The sequence below is a fragment of the Gallaecimonas zhanjiangensis genome, from assembly GCF_057624825.1.
Genome location: NZ_CM172603.1, coordinates 119572 through 140334, shown reverse-complemented (window position 1 = coordinate 140334; position 20763 = coordinate 119572). Strand labels below are relative to the sequence as shown.

19 protein-coding genes are annotated in these 20763 nt (G+C 60.2%); 9 read left to right on the top strand and 10 right to left on the bottom strand.

What is annotated here, in order from left to right; all coding sequences use genetic code 11:
* The 6 genes from AC22G1_RS00625 to AC22G1_RS00600 all read right to left on the bottom strand — a co-directional run bounded on the left by AC22G1_RS00625 (position 1) and on the right by AC22G1_RS00600 (position 4561).
* Positions 1-561, bottom strand: coding sequence for a gamma carbonic anhydrase family protein (locus AC22G1_RS00625; protein WP_487315086.1), 561 nt, complete (start codon positions 559-561; stop codon positions 1-3).
* Between the two features lie 6 nt (positions 562-567).
* A complete protein-coding gene (gene folE2 / locus AC22G1_RS00620) occupies positions 568-1476 on the bottom strand; it encodes a GTP cyclohydrolase FolE2 (RefSeq protein WP_487315085.1) in 909 nt (302 codons plus the stop codon).
* A 177-nt stretch (positions 1477-1653) separates the two neighbouring features.
* Positions 1654-1821, bottom strand: a complete 168-nt coding sequence (gene rpmG, locus AC22G1_RS00615; protein ID WP_050658901.1) for a 50S ribosomal protein L33 — start codon at positions 1819-1821, stop codon at positions 1654-1656.
* Between the two features lie 11 nt (positions 1822-1832).
* On the bottom strand, positions 1833-2069 hold the full coding sequence (gene rpmB, locus AC22G1_RS00610) for a 50S ribosomal protein L28 (protein ID WP_008482453.1): 237 nt from the start codon (positions 2067-2069) through the stop codon (positions 1833-1835).
* A 112-nt stretch (positions 2070-2181) separates the two neighbouring features.
* Positions 2182-2856 (bottom strand): RadC family protein, encoded by a 675-nt coding sequence (gene radC, locus AC22G1_RS00605; RefSeq protein ID WP_050658902.1) that lies wholly within the window; start codon positions 2854-2856, stop codon positions 2182-2184.
* A gap of 31 nt (positions 2857-2887) precedes the next feature.
* Positions 2888-4561, bottom strand: a complete 1674-nt coding sequence (locus AC22G1_RS00600; RefSeq protein ID WP_487315084.1) for a methyl-accepting chemotaxis protein — start codon at positions 4559-4561, stop codon at positions 2888-2890.
* A 127-nt stretch (positions 4562-4688) separates the two neighbouring features.
* On the opposite strand from AC22G1_RS00600, the gene coaBC reads away from it, so the two are divergent.
* The 4 genes from coaBC to AC22G1_RS00580 all read left to right on the top strand — a co-directional run bounded on the left by coaBC (position 4689) and on the right by AC22G1_RS00580 (position 7443).
* Entirely contained in the window at positions 4689-5888 is a 1200-nt protein-coding gene (coaBC, locus tag AC22G1_RS00595; protein WP_487316675.1) for a bifunctional phosphopantothenoylcysteine decarboxylase/phosphopantothenate--cysteine ligase CoaBC, read from the top strand.
* On the top strand, positions 5888-6346 hold the full coding sequence (gene dut / locus AC22G1_RS00590; protein WP_487315083.1) for a dUTP diphosphatase: 459 nt from the start codon (positions 5888-5890) through the stop codon (positions 6344-6346). The genes coaBC and dut overlap by 1 nt, the downstream gene beginning before the upstream one ends.
* A 97-nt stretch (positions 6347-6443) precedes the next feature.
* Positions 6444-7028, top strand: a complete 585-nt coding sequence (slmA, locus tag AC22G1_RS00585) for a nucleoid occlusion factor SlmA (protein ID WP_050658905.1) — start codon at positions 6444-6446, stop codon at positions 7026-7028.
* A gap of 43 nt (positions 7029-7071) precedes the next feature.
* Positions 7072-7443 carry a DUF5362 domain-containing protein gene (locus AC22G1_RS00580; protein WP_487315082.1) on the top strand — a complete coding sequence of 124 codons (372 nt, stop codon included), beginning with the start codon at positions 7072-7074 and terminating at the stop codon, positions 7441-7443.
* A gap of 42 nt (positions 7444-7485) precedes the next feature.
* On the opposite strand, the gene AC22G1_RS00575 is transcribed toward AC22G1_RS00580, so the two are convergent.
* From AC22G1_RS00575 to rph, 3 genes are all read right to left on the bottom strand, one after another.
* Positions 7486-9582, bottom strand: a complete 2097-nt coding sequence (locus AC22G1_RS00575) for a TonB-dependent siderophore receptor (RefSeq protein ID WP_487315081.1) — start codon at positions 9580-9582, stop codon at positions 7486-7488.
* Between the two features lie 196 nt (positions 9583-9778).
* Complete coding sequence (gene pyrE / locus AC22G1_RS00570; RefSeq protein WP_487315080.1) at positions 9779-10420, bottom strand: orotate phosphoribosyltransferase; 642 nt, start codon at positions 10418-10420, stop codon at positions 9779-9781.
* A gap of 45 nt (positions 10421-10465) precedes the next feature.
* A complete protein-coding gene (gene rph, locus AC22G1_RS00565; RefSeq protein WP_487315079.1) occupies positions 10466-11179 on the bottom strand; it encodes a ribonuclease PH in 714 nt (237 codons plus the stop codon).
* A gap of 155 nt (positions 11180-11334) precedes the next feature.
* On the opposite strand from rph, the gene AC22G1_RS00560 reads away from it, so the two are divergent.
* The 3 genes from AC22G1_RS00560 to AC22G1_RS00550 all read left to right on the top strand — a co-directional run bounded on the left by AC22G1_RS00560 (position 11335) and on the right by AC22G1_RS00550 (position 17335).
* Positions 11335-12198: a YicC/YloC family endoribonuclease gene (locus AC22G1_RS00560; protein WP_487315078.1), complete on the top strand. Its 864-nt coding sequence runs from the start codon at positions 11335-11337 to the stop codon at positions 12196-12198.
* A gap of 200 nt (positions 12199-12398) precedes the next feature.
* Positions 12399-13061: a YoaK family protein gene (locus tag AC22G1_RS00555; RefSeq protein ID WP_487315077.1), complete on the top strand. Its 663-nt coding sequence runs from the start codon at positions 12399-12401 to the stop codon at positions 13059-13061.
* 197 nt (positions 13062-13258) lie between these two features.
* Positions 13259-17335 (top strand): trifunctional serine/threonine-protein kinase/ATP-binding protein/sensor histidine kinase, encoded by a 4077-nt coding sequence (locus AC22G1_RS00550; RefSeq protein WP_487315076.1) that lies wholly within the window; start codon positions 13259-13261, stop codon positions 17333-17335.
* A gap of 40 nt (positions 17336-17375) precedes the next feature.
* On the opposite strand, the gene AC22G1_RS00545 is transcribed toward AC22G1_RS00550, so the two are convergent.
* Positions 17376-18662 carry an amidohydrolase gene (locus tag AC22G1_RS00545; protein ID WP_487315075.1) on the bottom strand — a complete coding sequence of 429 codons (1287 nt, stop codon included), beginning with the start codon at positions 18660-18662 and terminating at the stop codon, positions 17376-17378.
* Positions 18663-18912: 250 nt separating this feature from the next.
* Here AC22G1_RS00545 and AC22G1_RS00540 point away from each other — a divergent pair, with 250 nt between their 5' ends.
* Together AC22G1_RS00540 and AC22G1_RS00535 are read left to right on the top strand one after the other, a co-directional pair.
* The gene (locus AC22G1_RS00540; protein WP_487315074.1) at positions 18913-19524 is read left to right on the top strand and encodes a superoxide dismutase; all 612 of its coding nucleotides are present in this window, start codon (positions 18913-18915) and stop codon (positions 19522-19524) included.
* 186 nt (positions 19525-19710) lie between these two features.
* Entirely contained in the window at positions 19711-20763 is a 1053-nt protein-coding gene (locus tag AC22G1_RS00535; protein WP_487315073.1) for a porin, read from the top strand.

Sequence of the window (20763 nt, the reverse complement as noted above, 5' to 3'; positions counted from 1 at the left end):
CTAGAACTCGTTCTGCAATTGCTTGTAACCTGTCACCAACTGGTTGTTGGTGCGGGCCACATCTTCGGAAAACGCACTGGCATCAACCGGTACCTGCGGCAAGGACGCCAAGTCGGTGTGGACGCCGACCCGCTCGGTGGAGCGCACGTAAAAGCCGGAAGGCAGGGTGCAGCCATCGACTACGGCGTTGTAACGCACCACACAACCGTCACCAATGGAGCAGTTGAACAGCACGCTGTTAAAACCGATAAAAACGTCGTTACCAACAGTGCAGGGGCCATGCACTATGGCGCGATGGGCGATGGAACTGTGTTGCCCTACGGTAACTGCCGCCCCTGACTTGGAATGGATCACCACGCCGTCCTGGATGTTGGAATGGGCACCGATGATGATGGGCTCAATATGCCCTTCACTGTCCAGTTCATCGGCGCGGATCACCGCATAGGGGCCGATAAAGACGTTTTCTTCAACAATGACCTTACCGCACAGAATGGCGGTAGGGTCGACAAAAGCACTGGGGTGGATCTGCGGCTGGTCGCCGCGGGGGTTCTTGCGGATCATCGCTGATTACTCTTGTTGGGGTTGGCTGCCGCTCCAAGCCACCGCGTCATGGGGGTGCAGGCTTTCCATATGGCGCACCTTGATTTTGGCCTCCGGGTAATGCGCCAACGCCCCTTGCAAACGCCGGGCGGCGTCTTCCACAAACATCAGGTTCTGGCCATTAAGGGCGGCAAAGGCTTGTTCGTCGGCCCGTTTGACGGCGGTTTGCACCGGCGTCGCCAGGGCCTGCTCGATGGTGTCGATAAGTCCCAGCAGCCCAAAATGACCGGCGCCGCTGTTATGGCTAACCGACACTTCGGCGAGGCTCCGCTGGCTGTGTGGGGTAGCGAGGGTGCCGTGCTGGCGTAGCCAGGCGGCAACCGTTTGTGGTGCCAGCAACCCTTGGCCGGCAAAGGCCGCTAGAAAACCCTGCTCTTGCAGTTGGCGCGCCAGCGCCGCCGAGCAGGGGCAAGTTGAGGAGTAGGCCACCGTTACCTGGCCAGTAAGGGCCACTTGGCCACCAACCAGGCTGGCGTCAATCACCACCGGGTAGGCCTTCCACCCCGATAGCCCGTCGCTTTTCAGCGCGGCACGGCGCACCAGCAGCGAAAAGTGCAGCCGCACCCGGGCATGGCGGCTGTGGCAATCGCCATGGCTGGCCACCATGGCGCGCAGTAGTTGGCGAAGGCGCCCGGGCAGCAGTGCCCGGCCATTGGCCAAGGGTTCCAGCAATCGGTACAGCCGGGACATGTGAATGCCCTTGATGCCGGGCTCGGGCAAGTCCACCTGCATATCGACCTTGGCATGGAGCTGGCGCCGGTAGCCGGGCTCGGCCAGGGTAATGGGTAAATCGATGCCCTCCATCCCCACCCATTCCAGGGCACTGGCGTTTAGTGGCGATTCGCTAAGGGAGACATCGGGCAGGGCATGGGTCATGGTCGGGTCTGTTGGGCTGGCAAAAAGGTGGCCACAACCTTACACGTTATAACATCACAAATTCAATGCAGAGATCGCCGCTATCGGCGGTGGCGAAAATGGCGCTTTGGGCACTCGCTAAATTGCGGGCACAAAAAAGCCCGGCTTGAGCCGGGCTTTTTCGCAAGGAAGCAAATCTTATTTGATTTTGGCTTCTTTGTAGAGAACGTGCTGACGAACAACCGGATCAAACTTTTTGATTTCCATCTTTTCCGGCATGTTGCGCTTGTTCTTGTCGGTGGTGTAGAAGTGACCGGTGCCAGCAGAGGAAACCAGCTTGATCTTCTCACGAATACCTTTTGCCATGGTTTATCCCCTTAGATCTTCTCACCGCGGGCACGCAGGTCAGCCAGTACGGCGTCGATGCCCTTCTTGTCGATAATACGCATACCCTTGGTGGACAGACGCAGCTTAACGAAACGGTTTTCGCTGGCTACCCAAAAACGGTGGGTTTGCAGGTTAGGCAGAAAACGGCGGCGGGTCTTGTTGTTAGCGTGGGAAACGTTGTTACCCACAACCGGACCCTTGCCGGTTACTTGGCATACTCGGGACATTGTAATTAATCTCCAAAAACATCAGCTCGAGCGATTATCACCTCGAGGCCGTCGCCTCAGGCGCAGAGAGGGCGCAATTTATACAGAAAAGTCCCGCCAAGATCAACAACGATCACAGCCATCCTCGCTCCGCAAAGGAAATCGCCTCGCCATCCCCTATCACTAAGTGGTCCAGCACCCGCACTTCCACCAGCCCCAGGGCGGCCCCCAGGCGTTCGGTCAGTTGCCTGTCGGCCCGGCTGGGCTCGGCGATGCCGGACGGGTGATTATGCACCAAAATCACCGCGGCGGCATTAGCGGCCAGCACTGCTTTTACCACTTCCCGCGGATAAACGGCGGCGCCATCGAGGGTGCCAAAGAAAAGCTCGTGGAGTTTGATGACTCGGTGCTGGGCGTCCAATAGCAGCAGGCAGAACACCTCCCGGGGTTGGTCTCGCAGCCGGCTGATAAGGTAGCGGCGCACATCATCGGGGCAGCTCAGCACCGCCTCGCGGCTGAGCTTTTCCCCTAAAAAGCGGCGGCTCAGCTCCACTGCTGCCTGCAACTGGGCAAATTTGGCCGGGCCCATGCCAGGGGCTTGGCAAAAAAGGCCAGCGTCGGCATTGATAAGGCTGCGCAGGCTGCCAAAGTGGCCCAGCAGCTCACGGGCCAGGGTAACGGCGTCTTTGCCGGCCACCCCCACTCGCAAGAAGATGGCCAGCAGTTCGGCGTCGCTCAGCGCACCGGCGCCTTTACTGAGCAGCTTTTCCCGGGGGCGCTCGGCCTCGGGCCAATCTCGAATCGCCATGTAGTCCTCCTTGACCCATGGGTGTTAGCCGTTAAATGCGAAATTGCCCCAGCAACCTGCTCAGCGACTGGCTGGCTCCGGCCAGCTCGGCGCCGGTGCTTTGCGCCTCATGGGCGCCTTGGGCCAAGTGCTCGACGATGTCGGAGATAGCCGACAGATTGCGGTTAATCTCCTCAGACACGGCGTTTTGCTCCTCGGCGGCGCTGGCAATTTGCATGTTCATCTCGTTGATGGTGCCCACCGCCATGGCCACCACGTTGAGGGTACTGACCACCCGGCTGGCCTCTTCTACCGTCACCTGGCTGCGCTGTTGGCCAGTCTCTACCGCCTCCACCGCCCGTTTGACGCCACTTTGCAGGTTGCCGAGCATCAGGCTTATCTCGCCGGTGCTTTGCTGGGTGCGCGCCGCCAGGCCACGCACCTCGTCGGCCACCACCGCAAAACCCCGGCCTTGCTCACCGGCCCTGGCCGCCTCGATGGCGGCGTTAAGGGCCAGCAGGTTGGTTTGTTCGGCGATGGCGGAAATGGCTGCCACCACCTGGGAGATTTTGTCGGTTTCCTTATCCAGCTCGGTGATCACCCGCCCGGCTTGTTCTACGTCTCGCACCAGTTCGTCGATGCTGGCAATGGCCCCCTGCACCACCTGGGTGGCGGTGGCCGATTCGTGCTCGGCATTGGCGGTAGCGTCGGCGGCGCGGCTGGCACTGGCCGCCACTTCCTGGGCGGTGGCGCTCATCTCGGTCACTGCCGCCACCACCTGCTCGGTTTGCTGGCGATGGCGCTGCATCTGCTGCTGGTGGTCCTGCGCCTGGCGCTCAATCACATCGGCGCTGCTACCCAGTTTGCCGGACACCCCGGCCACTTCGCTGATGGATTGTTGGATGCGGCTGACAAAGCGGTTAAAGGCCTGGGCCACCTGGCCCAGCTCGTCGCGCCCTTCCACCGCCAGGCGGCGGGTCAGGTCCCCTTCCCCTTCGGATATGTCATTAAGGCCGGTCAGCAGATGCTGCAACGGGGTGTTGATGCGGCTGGCTGCCAGCAGCGCCAGCAACGCCGCCACTACCACCAATGCCAGGCTGCCCAGCACCACAAAGGCCATCAGCGCATGCAGCTTGGCCTTTTCTGCGGCGGAGAAAGCGGCGACCTGCTCGTCTACATCGTCAATATAAAAACCGGTGCCCAGCACCCAGCCCCATTTGGGCAGGGCCTTGGCCAGGGCCAGCTTGGGCTCTTCGCTCCCCTTGGAGGGTTTGTTCCAATAAAAACGGGTAAAGCCGTCACCGCTCTTGGCGGCGGCCAGGATGTCCTGGATAACGGTATTGCCCATTTTGTCTTTCATGGCCAGCAGGTCCTTGCCTTCCAGGGCCGGGTTGGCACCGTGCACCACGTTCACGCCTTTTTCGTCGTAAACGTAGTAGTAGCCGTCATCCTGGTAGCGCAGCCCCCGCAGCACTTTTTTGGCTTCTTCCTTACTTTGGGGCGTGTCTTGCTTATACAGATCGTCGATGGCGGTGAGCGCCAGGCGGATATAACTGGTGAGCTGAGCCTGGTGCTGGGCCATCATTTGCTGGCGCATCTGGGCCACGCTCTGGCGCAGCGAGCCGCTCTCTTTGAACCACAACATGCCGTTGACCACCAACGACACCAACAACACCGGCATCACCGCCAGCAATATCATGCGCGCTTTGACTGAAAGGCCTTTCATGCAGTTTCCTCCCCCAAGGTTGCACTGCTGTTTTAACCTGTAACGGCCGACAACACTCAAGCTGAAGCTTAGTCAGGCGGGGCGGGAAATGTGCTATCGTAGCGGCCTTAGCGAGCAGGACCTGCCAATCATGAGTCTTTCGACAAAACGCATATTGCTGGGCATCAGCGGCGGCATTGCCGCCTATAAAAGCGCCGACTTGGTGCGCCGCCTCAAAGAGCGCGGCGCCGACGTGCGGGTGGTGATGACCGATTCCGCCAAGGAGTTCATCACCCCGCTGACCCTGCAGGCGCTGTCGGGTAACCCGGTGGGCGACAGCCTGCTCGACCCTTCTGCCGAAGCGGCTATGAGCCATATCGAGCTGGCCCGCTGGGCCGATTTGATTCTGGTGGCCCCGGCCACCGCCAGCCTGCTGGCCCGCATCAGCGCCGGCCTCGCCGACGACCTGCTCACTACCCTGATTTTGGCCTCCAGCGCTCCGTTGGCGGTGGCGCCGGCCATGAACCAGCAGATGTACAAAGCGGTAGCGACTCAGGAAAACCTGGCTACCCTCAAGCGCCGCGGCGTGCACATCTGGGGCCCCAATGGTGGCGAGCAGGCCTGCGGCGATGTGGGCCCAGGGCGCATGAAAGAGCCGCTGGAACTGGTGGCTGAGGTTGAAGGGCTGTTCGGGCCCAAGCCCCTGGCTGGCAAGCGCCTGGTGCTGACCGCCGGCCCTACCCGCGAGCCGCTGGACCCAGTGCGTTATCTCTCCAACCACAGCTCCGGCAAGATGGGCTTTGCCATTGCCGCCGCCGCCGCCGCCATGGGCGCCGAGGTGGCGCTCATCAGCGGCCCGGTGGCGCTGGCTACCCCGGCGGGCGTAAAGCGCACCGACGTGGGCTCGGCCCTTGAGATGCACGCCGCGGCCCTTGAACTTGCCGGCGGCTGCGATATTTTCATCGGCTGCGCGGCCGTGGCCGATTACCGGCCGGTGGCAGTCGGCGAGCACAAAATCAAAAAAGACGGCGACACCCTGTCGGTGGAGATGGTTAAAAACCCCGACATCATCAGCGACGTGGCCGCCATGGCGGCGCGCCCGGCCCTGGTGGTGGGCTTTGCCGCCGAGACCCGCGATGTGGAGCAGTACGCCAAAAGCAAACTGGCACGCAAGGGCCTTGACCTTATCGCCGCCAACGCCGTGGGCAACGGCCTGGCCTTCGGCACTGACGACAACCAGCTGACCCTGATCAGCAAAGACCAGACCCAGGTATTGCCCCAGGCTTCCAAGGCCAAACTGGCCGAGCAATTGCTGGCAATCCTGGCCAACCGACTGAGCGAGCACTGATGAAACACGCTATCCAACTGAAGATCCTCGACCCCCGGGTCGGCACCGAATTCCCCCTGCCCGCTTACGCTACCGAAGGCTCGGCTGGCCTCGACTTGCGCGCCGTTATCGACGCCGCCATCGAGCTGGCCCCAGGCCAGACCACCCTCATTCCCACCGGCCTTGCCATTTACATTCAAGACCCGAACCTGTGCGCCACCATCCTGCCCCGCAGCGGCCTTGGCCATAAACACGGCATCGTGCTGGGTAACCTGGTGGGCCTGATTGATTCCGACTACCAAGGCCAACTGATGGTGTCGGTGTGGAACCGCGGCAACGACAGCTTCACCATCGCCCCCGGTGAGCGCATTGCCCAGCTGGTGTTGTTACCGGTAGTGCAGGCGCAATTTGAGGTGGTGGAAGAGTTCCAGGCAACCGAACGCGGTGAAGGGGGCTTCGGACACTCCGGGCGGCACTGACAGGCGCTTTTTTCCATCCTGAACACAAGATAAACTATGCCTACTTCTTGGGGTCTCGCACTGGAGGCCCCGTTTCATTTTGCAGGGAAGTAGTACCATGGCCAACGCCAAAACCAGCCGCCGGGAGCAGATCCTGCAAAGTCTGGCACAGATGCTGGAAACCCAAGCAGGACAACGGATCACCACTGCTAAACTGGCCGCCCAGGTCGGGGTGTCCGAAGCCGCCCTGTATCGCCATTTCCCCTCCAAGGCCCGGATGTTTGAAGGCCTCATCGACTTTATCGAAGAGTCCTTGCTGTCCCGCATCAACCTGATTTTGCGCGACGAAAAAGACACCCTGACCCGCATCCACCACATGCTGCACTTGCTGCTGGTGTTTGCCGAGAAGAACCCCGGCCTGACCCGTATCATCAACGGCGACGCCTTGCAGGGCGAGCAAGAAAGGCTGCGCGACCGCATCGAACTGCTGTTCCAAAAGCTCGAAACCCAGCTCAAGCAGGTATTGCGTGAGCGCCGCCTGCGCGAAGGCAAAGCCTTTAGCGTCGACGAAAGCGTGCTGGCCAACCTGCTGCTGGCCTTTACCGAGGGCCGCATTGGCCAGTTCGTGCGCTCGGGCTTTAAACACAAGCCCACTGACGGCTTTAATGCCCAGTGGCAGCTTATCGAACAACAGCTGCTCTGAGTTTTTTGCCAGGGAAGCCACCACCAACCAAGGAGAGATCGTTATGGAAACCGAACAGCAAAGCCTGGTGCAAAAGCTGTCCAGCCCCCTGTTCCAGGCCAAAGGCTGGATGAAGTTTGTCGGCGTGATGGGCATCATCACCGGCGCCTTGCAAGCCATTACCCTGGTGGGCCTGCTGTGGGCCTGGCTGCCGATATGGATGGGGGTACTGCTGATGCAGGCCAGCTCCGCCATTGAAGCGGCCGAGCGCAGCGGCTCGGCCGAAGCCTTCGCCGATGCCTTGGCCAAGCTCAAGACCTACTTCACCCTGATGGGGGTGACCATGTTGATTGGTTTGGCGATCACCGTGCTGTTTATGCTGCTTGGCGGCATGACCCTCTTGGCAGGTATGGCCGGCATGGGCGGCTACCACTAAGCCGCACCCCAATAAAAAAGGCGCCGAAAGGCGCCTTTTTTATTAGAACCGGTAACTGGCCGAGGCGTATACCCGGCGCCGCTCGCCGGGGAACTGGCCGGTGCGCCCTAAAAGGCCGCTTACCGCATAGGCCTTGTCAAAGAGGTTTTTGACATTGAGCTGGAACTGCCAGGCCTGCCACTGGGTTTGCCAGGAGGCATCAAACACGGTGTAGGGCTTGATGCGGTTGCCGTCCTGGTCGAACTGCTCGGACACATAGTCAGCGCCAAAGGCGATGGCCGAATCCAAGGCGGAGATGTCATAGCGGGTCCAGAGCCCGAACTGATGGCGCGGAGCATTGGCAAAACGCTTGCCCACCGAACGGCTGATACCGCTGGTGGCGTCTTTTACCACCGCGTCGTTGTAGGCGTAGTTGGCGTTGATCACCCAGTTTTCGCTGAGATCCCCCAATAAATCCACTTCCACACCCTGGCTGCGCACCTTCCCCAGGGCAATTTGCCGGTCGGTGTCGTCCGGGTCGGTCTGCAGGATGTTTTTGCGCTCGATATGGTAGGCCGCCAGGTTGAGGTTGATGGCGCTATCAAACCAGTAGCTGCGCAGCCCAAGCTCGGCTTGCTTGCTCTCTTCCGGGTCGAAAGGCCCGCCATTGCTGGCCAGCTGGCTTGAGACATCCTGAGGGGTAAAGCCGGTAGACCAGCTTACATAGGGGTGTAAGTGCTCGTTGATTTTATAGGTGCTGCCCAAACGGTAGGAAAAACCGGTGTCGTTATAGTGCTCTTCGCCGCCGGCGATGTTGTCCAGCACCTTGTCGTCAAAGCCGTCCAGGCGGGCGCTGCCGGTAATATCCCAGGCTTGGGTGATACGCCACTGGTCCTGCAGGTAAAAGCCGTAACGCTCGGCGGTGGTGTCAGAATCGGTTATTAGCCGCATCCGGTAACTGGCCGGGTCGGTCACTCCGTATTGGGGGTTGCTGTAACTGAGCCCCACTACGCCATCGGCAGTACGGGCCCGCTGGTAGTAAAAATCTTCTTTTTGATGGGAAAAATCGCCCCCCAAAAGCAGGGTATGGGCGCCCAGTTCGGCCACCAGGTTGGCGGTAACCGAGCCGGCCTTGGTGTCGCGGGTTTGGTCGCGGTACTGGCGCTCGGTGTAGTCGGCCAGGCCATCGCCGTTGGTGTCGTCGGCGCTGGCCGGCTCATGGTACTTCTGGCGCTCGGTGTTATCGAAATAACGCACCGTTACGTCGGCCGACAGCCAGTCGTTAAAATCGTGGTCGAGCCTTGCCTGGTACACGGTGGCAGTTAAGCGCAGAAAATCGGACTTCTCGTTGGCGTTCCAGCGCATGCTGGCCAGGAAGTTACCCTGGCTGTCGGCCGGAATGCCGCGGAGCCGGGCGCCCGCTTCGTTTTGGCGCACGTCGGTCAGTTGCAGAGTCAGGGTGCTGGCATCACTCAGATCGATGGCATAGCCGGTATCGATGATGCGGCGGCGGTTGTCGGTATTCCAGCGGTAGGGGTTTTCGTGGTCCTGATAGAGCCCGAGGCGATAGCGCTGGTCGGCGGCTTGGGTCAAGGGGCCTGAGAGCTCCAGGCTGCCACTGACAAAATCGTCGTTACCGGCGGTGAGCTTGATGCGGTTATCGCTCTGGTAGCCGGGCTTTTTGGTGACGTAGTTAATCAGGCCGCCCGGGTCGCCGGCGCCATAGAGGGCGCCGCTGGGGCCTTTGAGCACCTGCACCTGCTGGATATTAAAAAGCTGCGGCGTGGAAACATCGCCATAAGGGTCGCCCCGCACACCGTCGTAGCGCACGTCATTTTGGCGAAAGCCCCTGAAGGTCACCGAGGCGTAGTTGTATTGGCTCACCCCGCTGATAGAGCGGTAGAGGTCGGTCACCTCGGTGGCGGCCTGATCTTCAATCAAGGACAGCGGCAGGATTTGCACCGACTGCGGGGTGCGCTCCAGGGGAGTGGCGGTTTTCATGGCCACCGAGCCGTCGTCAATGCGGTACATGGACTGGGCCCGCCCCTTGACGGTGATGCGTTCTATGTCGCTGTTGTTGGCGTCATCGGTCGCTGCCAGTACCGGCAGGGTGTAGGCCGCCGCAAAGGCCGCCAGGGGGAGCAAGGCAAAAGACTTCATTTCCAGCCCGGGTTGAAACCACAATGGCGGAAGAATTTAAATGAAAAACATTCTCATTTCAATGCAAAATCCACCGGCGCGGGTGTTAGCGGGGTGTAGATAAAAGAAAGGCCAGACATTACATCTGGCCATAGTCCTTGCAGACAATTGAAAAAGGCGTAACGCCTAAACATCCGTGTTTACTTGCAACGCCGGGTTAGACGCCGTACTGCTGGCGATAGTTCCGTACCGCTTGTAAAGATTCTGCCAGCTCCGGCTTTTGCTCCAGGTAGCTGATGAGGTCGGCCAGGGTGATGATGCTCACCACGGCGCAGCCGAAATCGCGCTCCACTTCCTGAATAGCCGACAGCTCGCCTTTGCCCTTCTCTTGGCGGTCCAGGGCAATCAGCACCCCGGCAAGCTCGGCGCCTTCGGCTTGGATGATCTCCATGGACTCGCGAATGGCGGTACCGGCGGTGATCACATCGTCCACCAGCATGACCCGGCCTTTAAGGGGGCTACCTACCAGGCTGCCGCCTTCGCCGTGGTCTTTTTTCTCTTTGCGGTTAAAGCAGTAGGGGTAGTCTTTGTCGTGGTGGTCATTGAGGGCCACAGCGGTGGTGGTGGCGATGGGAATACCCTTGTAAGCCGGGCCGAACAGCAGGTCGAAGGCGATGCCGGAATCCACCAGGGCGTCGGCATAAAAGCGGCCCAGTTTGGCCAGATCGCGGCCGGTGTTAAAGAGGCCGGCGTTGAAGAAATACGGGCTCTGGCGGCCAGATTTGAGGGTAAAGCTGCCAAAGCGCAGCACCTGGCGTTCGATGGCAAATTCGATAAAGGCTTTTTGATAGGCTTTCATGGGGTTTGTCCTATAAAAAACGGGGCCAATGCCCCGTCAATACAATCAAGCCAGCGCAGCGCGCTGGGCGGCAAAGAGATCGCGAATGCCGCTGTCGGCCAAATCCAGCATGGCGTTCAGTTCCTGGCGGCTAAAGGGCTCGGCCTCGGCGGTGCCCTGCACTTCAATCATGCGGCCATCTTCGGTCATCACCACGTTCATATCGGTTTGTGCGCTGGAGTCTTCGATGTAGTCGAGGTCACACACCGCGTCTCCCGCGACAATACCCACCGACAGCGCCGCCACCATCTGCTTGAAGGGGTTTTCCTTGACCTTCTTCTGCTCAACCATCCAGTTAAGGGCGTCAAACAGCGCCACGCAGCCGCCGGTAATGGCCGCGGTGCGGGTGCCGCCGTCGGCCTGGATCACGTCGCAGTCCACGGTGATGGTGACATCGCCCAGTTTGGTCAGATCCACCGCTGCGCGCAGGCTGCGGGCAATAAGGCGCTGAATTTCCATGGTGCGGCCAGACTGCTTGCCACGAGCCGCTTCCCGGTCGTTGCGAGTGTGGGTGGAGCGAGGCAGCATGCCGTATTCGGCGGTCACCCAGCCTTGGCCCTTGCCTTTGAGCCAACGGGGCGCGCCATCCACCACAGAGGCGGTGCACAGCACCTTGGTGTTACCAAAAGCTACCAGCACCGAGCCTTCGGCATGGGCTGTGAAGTTGCGGGTAAGGGTGACCTGACGGGTCTGGCTGGGGGTTCTGCCGCTGTGTCGCATGGATAATCCTGTGGGTCCGAGGTGGCGCCATTATAGGGGAAGCGGCCATCTGCGGCCACGGCCAGGGGCCACAAGGTGAGCGCCGCCACAGAAGCGGTTTTCACGGCAAGGGCCTCTGTGGGTATACTGGGCCCAAACCAATAAGGACAGCCCTTATGACTTACAGCATGACCGCCTTTGCCCGTAAAGATGTCCGGGCCGATTGGGGCACCGCCTCCTGGGAAATTCGCTCGGTAAACCAGCGCTACCTCGAGGCCTACCTGCGCCTGCCCGAATCCTTCCGAAGCTTTGACCCTGTCATCCGCGAAAAACTGCGCGCCAAACTGAACCGCGGCAAAGTGGAAATCCAGCTGCGCTTTGACGCCGCCACCGCCGACGCCAACGCCCTGGCCTTTAACAGCGCCCTGGCCGAGATGCTGATGGCCCGCGCCAGCGAACTGGCCGCCAAGGCGCCCCAAGCGCAAATCAACGTGCTGGACGTGCTGCGCTGGCCCGGCGTGATGAACGCCCCGGAAGCCGATCTCGACGCCATCAGCGAAGCGCTGCTGGCCGCCTTTGACGAAGGCCTGGAAGACTTTATCGCCGCCCGTGGCCGCGAAGGGGAAAACCTCAAAGCCCTGATCGAAGCCCGCCTCGACGGCGTGCTGGCAGAAGTAGCCAAAGTGCGCGAAAAAATGCCGGAGGTACTGGCCTGGCAGCGCGAGCGCATGCAAAGCCGCTTTGAAGAAGCCAAGGTGGAGCTGGACCCTGCCCGCCTCGAACAGGAAATGGTGATGCTGGCCAGCCGCGTTGACGTGGCCGAAGAGCTTGACCGCCTCGAGTCTCATGTCAAAGAAACCCGCAAAATCCTCAAGACCAAAGGCGCCATCGGCCGCCGCCTGGACTTTATGATGCAGGAGTTCAACCGCGAGGCGAACACCCTGGGCTCTAAGTCCATCAACAGTGATATCACCGCCAGCTCGGTCGAACTTAAAGTGTTGATTGAGCAGATGCGCGAGCAGATCCAAAACATCGAATAAGCGCTTTTGCCTTTGTTTATTCTGAAAAGCCCGGCAATGCCGGGTTTTTTCGTTGCGGTCTTTCAACACTGAATTGCCAGTGGTTTGGTAGACGCATTGTCGCTAACGCCACAGACTGCCCCTTCAATGTGCACCGGCTTTTTCGCCTCGGCGTTTATTCGCTGCTGGTCGGTGCGCCGTCTGAAAAAGGGGGGCATTTGATGAGCCGCGTTCTGTTTGGCCCTTCGCTATCGGTGAACCTGGCGTTTCTCTCCGGCTACGCCGATACGGTGGCCTTTGTGCATATGAAAGGGCTGTTTGTCGCCCACATCACCGGTAACTTCGTGTTGCTTGGGGCGAGCTTCGTGGCCCTTGGAGCGGACCACGGCCTTGGCGCAGGGGATTTATTGAAGATGTTGGCGTTTCCGGTGTTTTTGGTCTCGGCAGGGCTGGCGGCGGTGATCGCGGGGTTTATTCCCAAAGAGCGCCAAACCCCGGTATTGCTGTGGCTTACCGCCATATTGGTTGCCGCCGTGGGTGCTGGCGCCTTGTGGCCCGGCCAATGGGACGCCTGGCTTGCCATGGTGCTGGTAGTGGCCATGGGCGTGCTTAACGCCACCCACCGCATGGACACCCGGCTGGGGCCGCCGTTTACAGTGATGACCGGCAACGTGACCTCCGTTGCCATTGAGGCTGTGCGCCGCTTGCGTTTGGGCCCAGATGAACCACAAAGCCCGGCACCCACCACCACTCGCGCCATGGCCTTGCTGATCGCAGGCTTTGCCTTAGGCTGCGCCCTTGGGGCGGGTTCGCAGCTGCTCATGGGCTTTGGCGCCATGCTGCTGCCGGCGTTGGTGTTGGCGTATCGCTTGTGGCGCGGGTAAGCGCAGGCAAACCCGCCAGGGCTCTTAATAAGCCCAAACCATACTTCGGTATATTATTAATTTACCTACGGATCTGTTATTAAAAGGCTTTACCTACGAGGCTCCAAGCCTCCATTTTGCTCTTGGCCTGACGGCTTTGGGCCCTTGCAGCAGCCACCGAAAAGACGCCCGCCAATACTGGGCGAAAGGTCACAGCCATGGCAATCAGTCAGCTCCTTGGCAGGGATAGCGAGCTTGCACAAATAGAGCAAGCCTATAACCGCGTAGCCCGTACCGGCTACTGCGAGATAGTGCTCATTTCTGGCACCGCCGGTGTTGGCAAAACAGCCTTGGCCAAAGCATTCCTGAACCGCCACCCTAGTTACTCGGCCGCCATCGCCAAGGCGGACCAAAGCCAGTTCAAAGTGCCCTACTCCAGCCTTGCCAAAGCGCTGCGCTCAGTGACCGGCCCCCAAGCCCATGCCACTCAGCAGGAGCTTTTTAACAAGGGCTTTAATGAGTTCACCGTGTTGCCCTACGACGAGCACTTTGGCCGCGAGCTGGTGCCCACCGCCACCTTGTCTTCGGCCCAGGCTCAGAGCAACCTGCACCAGCGGTTTTTGGGCTGCTTTGAGCAACTCTCCTCTCCCGGGCACCCGCTGGTGGTGGTACTGGACGACTTGCAATGGCTCGACCAAGGTTCCCTGACCCTGCTGCCCGCTTTTGCCCTTGGCGCCCAGCAGGATATTTTGCTGATCGGCACCTACCGCACCGAGCTTGATGCCGGCGCCCTGAGCCAGGTGCTAAACAAGGTGCACCAGGGCGCATTGAAGGTCACCCACCTGCAACTGGCTGGCCTGACGCAAAGCGCGGTACAGACCTGGCTTGCCCATTCGCTCCCCGGCCACAACCAACCACAGTTATCAACGCGCATCTTTCAAGAAACCGGCGGCAACCCTTTTTATGTTGGCTTGCTGCTGGAGCGGATAAAAAGCCTTGGCGAAGAGGGCCAGCACCCGCTGCCCAGCAGTGACGACTTAAAAAGGCTACTTCGCGACAAGATTAATCAGCTGCCAGAGCAAACCCGTGAGCTGCTGAAACTGGCAGCCGGTATTGGCGCCACCGTCGAGGGGCCTTTGCTCAGCAAGTGCGCCAACCTGCCCGAGCAGGAGCTAGGCCCGGCCTTGAATGCGGCCCTGGCGCAGTCCCTTTTATACCGGGACGCCTGTAACTGGAATTTCTGCCACGACACCGTGCAAGACGCCGCCTACCGGCTGCTGTCGGCAACAGAACGCCAGGCCCTGCACCGGCGCATTGCCATCGCCATGCTGGCGCTCAATTACAACAAATCGCGGGACAACCTGCTGCTGTTGGCCGGGCAGCTGGCCAAATCGGCGCAGCTACCGGTAAGCCCCATTGATGCCGAGCGTTTTATCCAGGTACTGAAAACCGCTGCTACCCTGGCCCGCAAAATCGGTGTGCTGGACAGTGCCCGGCTGTATTTGGACGCAGCCACGGCCTTTAGCAAAAGCGCCGGTTACAACCCGGCGCAGCTTTGGGAGATTGAAGCGCTGCGCTGCGAAGGCTTGCTGGACGATGCTGGCGCCGACAGCACCGCCCTGGCCATTGAATCGCTCATCAACAGCTCGGCCAGCCCCCAGCAGCTGGCCCAAGCCATCGCCTTCAAAGCCAGCATGATGACCCTGCGAGGCCGTTATGAGGAAGCCACCGAGATAACCCTGGACGGCCTCAAGCAGCTGCATATCGACTTGCCTCGCCAGCCCAGCCCGCAACTACTGGACCAGACCTACCAGTCGGTCATGGCCAAGATAAACGCCCTGGGGCCGGACGGCCTGCTGGCGCTGCCGCTACTGAAAGACCCAGCCACTGAAACCGCCATGGGGCTGCTGGCAACCCTGCACTCATCGTTCTTCGCCAATGACGGCCTGATGTTTTTGCACCTGGCCAAAATGGTGGAGCTGACCCTCAAGCATGGCCTGACCGATGCGTCGTGCCATGCCCTGGCCTGGTTTGGGGTCTCCATCGCCAGCCGTCACGACGCGGTTCGCGACGGCTTGAGCCTGGCGCAGGCAGCGAAGCAGTTAATCGACAAGCACCATTTTCTCAGCTCAAAAACGGCGGTGTTGATCGCGCTTGACCAGGTGAGTGCCTGGACGCTGCCGCTCAGCTACGCCTTAGAGCAAGCCCGCGAGGCCTTTGCCTTTGGCAAAACCAGTGGCGACCTATCTATGGCCTGCTACGCCTGTAACCATGTGGCTGGCAACATGATGGTGGCTGGCGAGCACCTGCAACTGGTGCAAGATGAAATTGGCCGGGGCCTGCTTATTGCCAGGCAGGTGGGCTACCGGGATGTTGAGGATATCCTCAATACCCAGCGGGCCTATGCCTGTGCCATTGCCCAGGATGGCTTTAAGCCTGGCCACATCATTAAAACCGCTGGCCAAAGCACCCTGTCGCCGCTGCTGTTTTGGCGGCAACTCTTTGAAGGGATGGCAGCCTTTTTGTTTCGCGACCTGGGCGCCGCCATGGCGGCGCTGGCCGAAGCCAAAGAGTGGCGCTGGGCAACTCCGGCGCACATCCAACTGGCCGACTGGTACCTGTTCAGTGCGCTTTGTCATATTCAAAGTCGCCACCCACAAGCCGCGCGCCATGCATTGGAGTGCCGCGCCGTGCTGGCCAGTTACGCACAGCGCAACCCCTTTACCTTCAACAACAAAGTGTTGCTGCTTGATGCCGAGTTGGCGCTGATGGCCGGCGACAGCATTGCTGCCCTAGCCGCCTATGAAGGCTCTGCTCGCGCCGCCCAGGCAGCGAGCCTCATCCATGAAAATGCCCTGGCCTACGAGTTGGCGGCCCGCTGCGCCAGCGCCTGCCACCTGCAAGAAGTGGCCGGCAATTACCTGCAAAAGGCCCTAGCGGCATACCGGGACTGGGGAGCACATGCCAAGGTCAAGCAGCTCGGCGCCGAGTTTGGGGCCGAGCTGGCCCCCCAAACCGAACTGGCGCTAAAACCCCTGCGCGACATCAGCCACAGCGCCGGCCGCCAGTTGCTGATTGAAAAGGTGCTCGAAGACGCTCTGGCACTCAGCTCGGCCCAAACCGTGCTCTTTATCTGCGTGCAGCAACAGCAGTTGCAACTGACCGCGAGCGCCAGCCTGGCGGGCAATAAAGTGCAGCTTTATCAAGATGCAACGCCCCTTACCAACCAGCATGCGCCGCTCTCCATCGTGGCCCTGGCGGCGCAAACCGGTAAAACCGTGGTGTTCGACAACGCCATTGCCGAGGCCACCGAACTGCACACCAGCAGTTTGGAGCAGCACCCGGTCCACTCCTTGCTCTGTTTGCCGTTAAAAGCGCAAGGCAGCACCGTGGCCGTGCTCTACCTCGAGAACAACTCCCGGACCCACGCCTTTGCTTTGTCGGAAGTGGACGCCCTAAAGCAGTTTGCCGATTACGCAGCCATTGCCCTGCACCAAAGCCACCTCTATGCCGAGTTGCTGGGCCGAAGTACCCGGCAGCTGGAAACAGAGTCGGCTCTGAACAGCGCCCGCCACGAGCTTATCCATACCTCTCACCTGCGGGTGTTGGGGGGCTTTGCCGCCTCTTTGGCTCACGAGATAAACCAACCGCTGCTGGCCATGGTGGCCAATGCTGCGGCAGCCAGCCGCTGGCTGAAACTCACGCCCCCCAATATGGACGAGGTGGCCACTAACCTACAGGCCATTGAGTCGGCAGGCCTGCGGGCCGGTGATATTGTCAGAGCCGTGCGCACCCTCGCCCGCCAAGCGCCAGAGCAGCTCAGCCTGCTTGAATTCGACCAGGTGGTAGAAGCAGTACTGGGGGTACTGAGCGCCGAACTGACCGACTCGGCCGCCGATATAGAAACGCAGCTCAATGCCAAAGAGCTGGTGCTGGCTGACAGTACCCAGTTGCAACAAGTGGTCTTGAACCTGGTGACAAACGCCCTGGACGCCATGACTGAGACAGAGCCCGGCAACCGGCACCTGCGTATCACCTCCAGCCGCCGTGACAACTTCGTGGTACTGACCATTGAAGATAACGGCAGCGGCATTACCGCCGCTGACCGCGACCAGATCTTCAATCCCTTTTTCACCACCAAAGACAGCGGCCTGGGCATGGGCCTGGCCATTTGCCGCTCTATTGCCCAGGTGCATGGCGGCACCCTCGATATCGCCAGCACCAGCCCCAACGGCACCGTTATGGTGCTCACCCTGCCGGTAGCCCAGCCCCAGGCCAGCACCGGCGGCTTATAAAAAAGCCCGGCAATGCCGGGCTTTTTTGTGCGCGTTAATCTCAGCTCTTTTGCATGTAATCGAGGGTGAGGTTGGAGAGCAGTTTTACGCCCAATTTCATGCCGGCGTCGTCTACGTAAAAATCCGGGGTGTGGTGGGAGGGCGCTTTGTCTTCGGGTACATCCAGGGGTTTGCCGCCCACAAAGAGGAACAGGCCCGGGACTTTTTCCTGGTAGAACGAGAAGTCCTCGGCGCCGGTTACGGCCTGGGCTTCTTTGACGTGGCCTTCCCCTGCGGTGCGGCTTAAGGTGGGCAGCATCTTGGCCATCAGCGCCGGGTCGTTGTAGGTGATGGGGTAGGAGTCGCCATAGGGCATGGTCAGGGTAGCGGTGGCGCCCATGCTGTCGGCAATGCCTTTGACCTTACGGGCCATGGCTTCATACACCAGCTCCCGCGCCTTGGGGTTGAGGGTGCGCACGGTACCGGCCAGCTCCACCTCGGCAGGGATGATGTTGGTGCGGTTGCCGCCTTTGATCATGCCCACGCTCACCACGGCGCCGTTGTCGATGACTTTCACTTCACGGCTGACGATGGTTTGCAGCGCCATCACCATTTGCGCCGAAGTCACCACAGGGTCGACGCTCATCCAGGGGTAGGCGCCATGAGATTGCTTGCCGTGCACTTCAATCTTGAACGGGTCCACCGCCGCCATCACCCCGCCAGCGCGGTATTTGACGGTGCCGATGTCGGTCTGGGAATTGATGTGCAGGCCAAATACCACGTCCACATCGGGGTTCTTCAGTACCCCTTCTTTGACCATCAGCTTGGCGCCGCCCTCTTCTCCCACCGGCGCGCCCTCTTCGGCGGGCTGGAAGATAAACTTCACCTTGCCCTTGAGCTCGCCCTTCATGGCCACCAGCACCTTGGCGGCGCCCATCAGCATGGCGATATGGGTGTCGTGGCCGCAGGCATGCATCACCGGCACCGTTTCACCGTTGTATTCGCCGGTGACTTCGGAGCGGTAGGGCAGGTTGTTCACTTCTTTAACCGGCAGGGCGTCCATGTCGGCGCGAAGGGCCACCACCGGGCCCGGCTTGCCGCTGTCCAGCACCGCCACCACCCCGGTTTTGGCAACGCCGGTCTGCACCTCAAGGCCCAGGCTTTTGAGGTACTTAGCCACATAAGCCGCGGTTTGAAACTCGCGGTTGGACAATTCCGGGTGTTGGTGGAAATGGTGGCGCCACTCCACCACCTGGGGCTGAACCTTATCGGCCAGCTCTTCAACGGAGCCGGCCCAGGCCAGGTTGCTGGCCAGCAGGCTGAGGGCGAAAAGACCTTGGTATTGCATGGGCTGATACTCAAAAAGGAACCTGGGATCAGGCTACTACAGAAGGTTGCAATAATGTAAAGCCGCTGCGACAAGCTGCTGCCTTCAGGCGTTTGCCCCGTCCTTGCCAGCAAAAGCGATGGTCTCAAGCTATTTTACCAAGCATTTATTGATAACGATTCTCTTTTGATCTTTATGGGAAAGTGCTTTACTGAACTCCCCTCGCCAGGGCTCAAGGCCTGGCGACACCCACAGCCAAGGAGATCAGCTTATGGCACACCAACTCCCCACCCTGCCCTACGCCTATACCGCCCTCGAACCCCACATTGACGCGCTGACCATGGAAATTCACCACAGCCGCCATCACCAGGCCTATGTGGATAAACTCAACGACGCCCTGAGCGGCACCGGCTTTGCAGCCATGCCGGTTGAGCAGCTGCTGCGCCATTTAAGTGACCTGCCTGACGCCAAACGCCAGGCGGTTATCAATAACGGCGGCGGCCACGCCAACCATTCGCTGTTCTGGCAGGTCATGTCGCCTGAGGGCGGCGGCGCCCCCAAGGGCCAGCTGGCCGACGCCATCGATAAAGAGCTGGGCGGCTTTGACGCCTTCAAAGAGGCCTTCACCACTGCCGCCGTGGCCCGCTTTGGCTCCGGCTGGGCCTGGTTGTCGGTAACCGGCGACAAAAAGCTGGTGGTGGAAAATACCCTCAACCAGGACAGCCCGCTGATGCACGGCCACACCCCCATTTTGGGGCTGGACGTGTGGGAGCACGCCTATTACCTCAAGTACCAAAACAAGCGCCCCGAGTACATTCAGGCCTTCTACCAGGTGGTTGACTGGGCCGAGGTGGAAGCGCGCTATCAAGCCGCCCTCGCTTGAGGGTAAAAAGGCGGCCTGAGCGCCGCCTTTTTTCCCTATTCCCGCCTCCCCATCGGGAAAGGGCGTTTCCCTGACTGGGAAAGCCGCTTTCCCGTCCATTTGTTGTCGCAATTGCGTTAAATCTTCCAGCCAGGCCCGCAACAGGGCCGATGCAGCCAAAACCAAAAAACACAGCAGGAAGACAACGTGAATAAGAAAATTGCATTTGCGCCACTGGCCGCCGCCGTGGTGATTGGGGGTCTGTCGTGCGCCGCCCATGGCCAAACCGTCTATAAAGATGCCGATAACACCCTGGATATCTACGGCCGTTTGCAGGCCCAGGTCGGTAACGACTGGGAACGCTCGGAAGATACCGGCGCCGACACCCACATGGGTGGCCGCCTGGGTATCAGCATGTCCCGGGCTCTGTCTGCCTTTGACGACTCGCCCCTGGAAGGCACCCGGGTGGTGGGCAAATACGAGTGGCAGGTCAATACCGAGAAGTACGAGACCAACACCAATGCCGACGGCACCTGGAACGCCCGCTACGCCTACCTGGGGCTGAGCAACAAAAAATACGGCGACCTGCTGTTTGGCCGCACCCAGAACCCGCTCTGGCAGGCCATCAAGATCACCTACAAGTACATGAACTGGGTGCCCAACACCAACAGCTACCTGCTGACCCGCATCGACAACTCCTATCAGTTCAACCGCCAGGACGGCACCATCCAATGGAACTTCAGCCACGGTAACCACCTGTTCGAGGCCGCCTACGTGATGGGCAACGGCAACTCCAGCGACAAGGTGGACGACGGCACCATGGCCAGTTACCGCTACACCTATAAAAGCGGCGACATGACCCTGATCCCGGTGCTGGCCTACAGCGATTTCAACGCCTCCCAAGCCAGCATCGAAGACAAAAACGAAAAAGAGCACCAGCAGTTCATCGGTGGCCTGGATTTCTACTACGGCGACCTCAACATCGGCTTCACCGCCAACCACCAAATCCTCACCGATTACGACAACTCCGAGCGCAAATTCAACGGTTTTGACGGCCTGGTGGCCTACGATATGGGCCGCACCCGCCTGACCCTGGGCTATTCCAGCATCCAAGAGGTGTCGGTTACCCGCAAAAAAGAAGACTGGCGGGCCGAACTGCGCTACCGCTTGGCCTCTCAAACCTATCTGTCGGCCACCTATCTGAGCGACAGGGTGAAAGACGAAAACAGCTATGTTTTCGGGCTGCGTTTCTACTTCTAA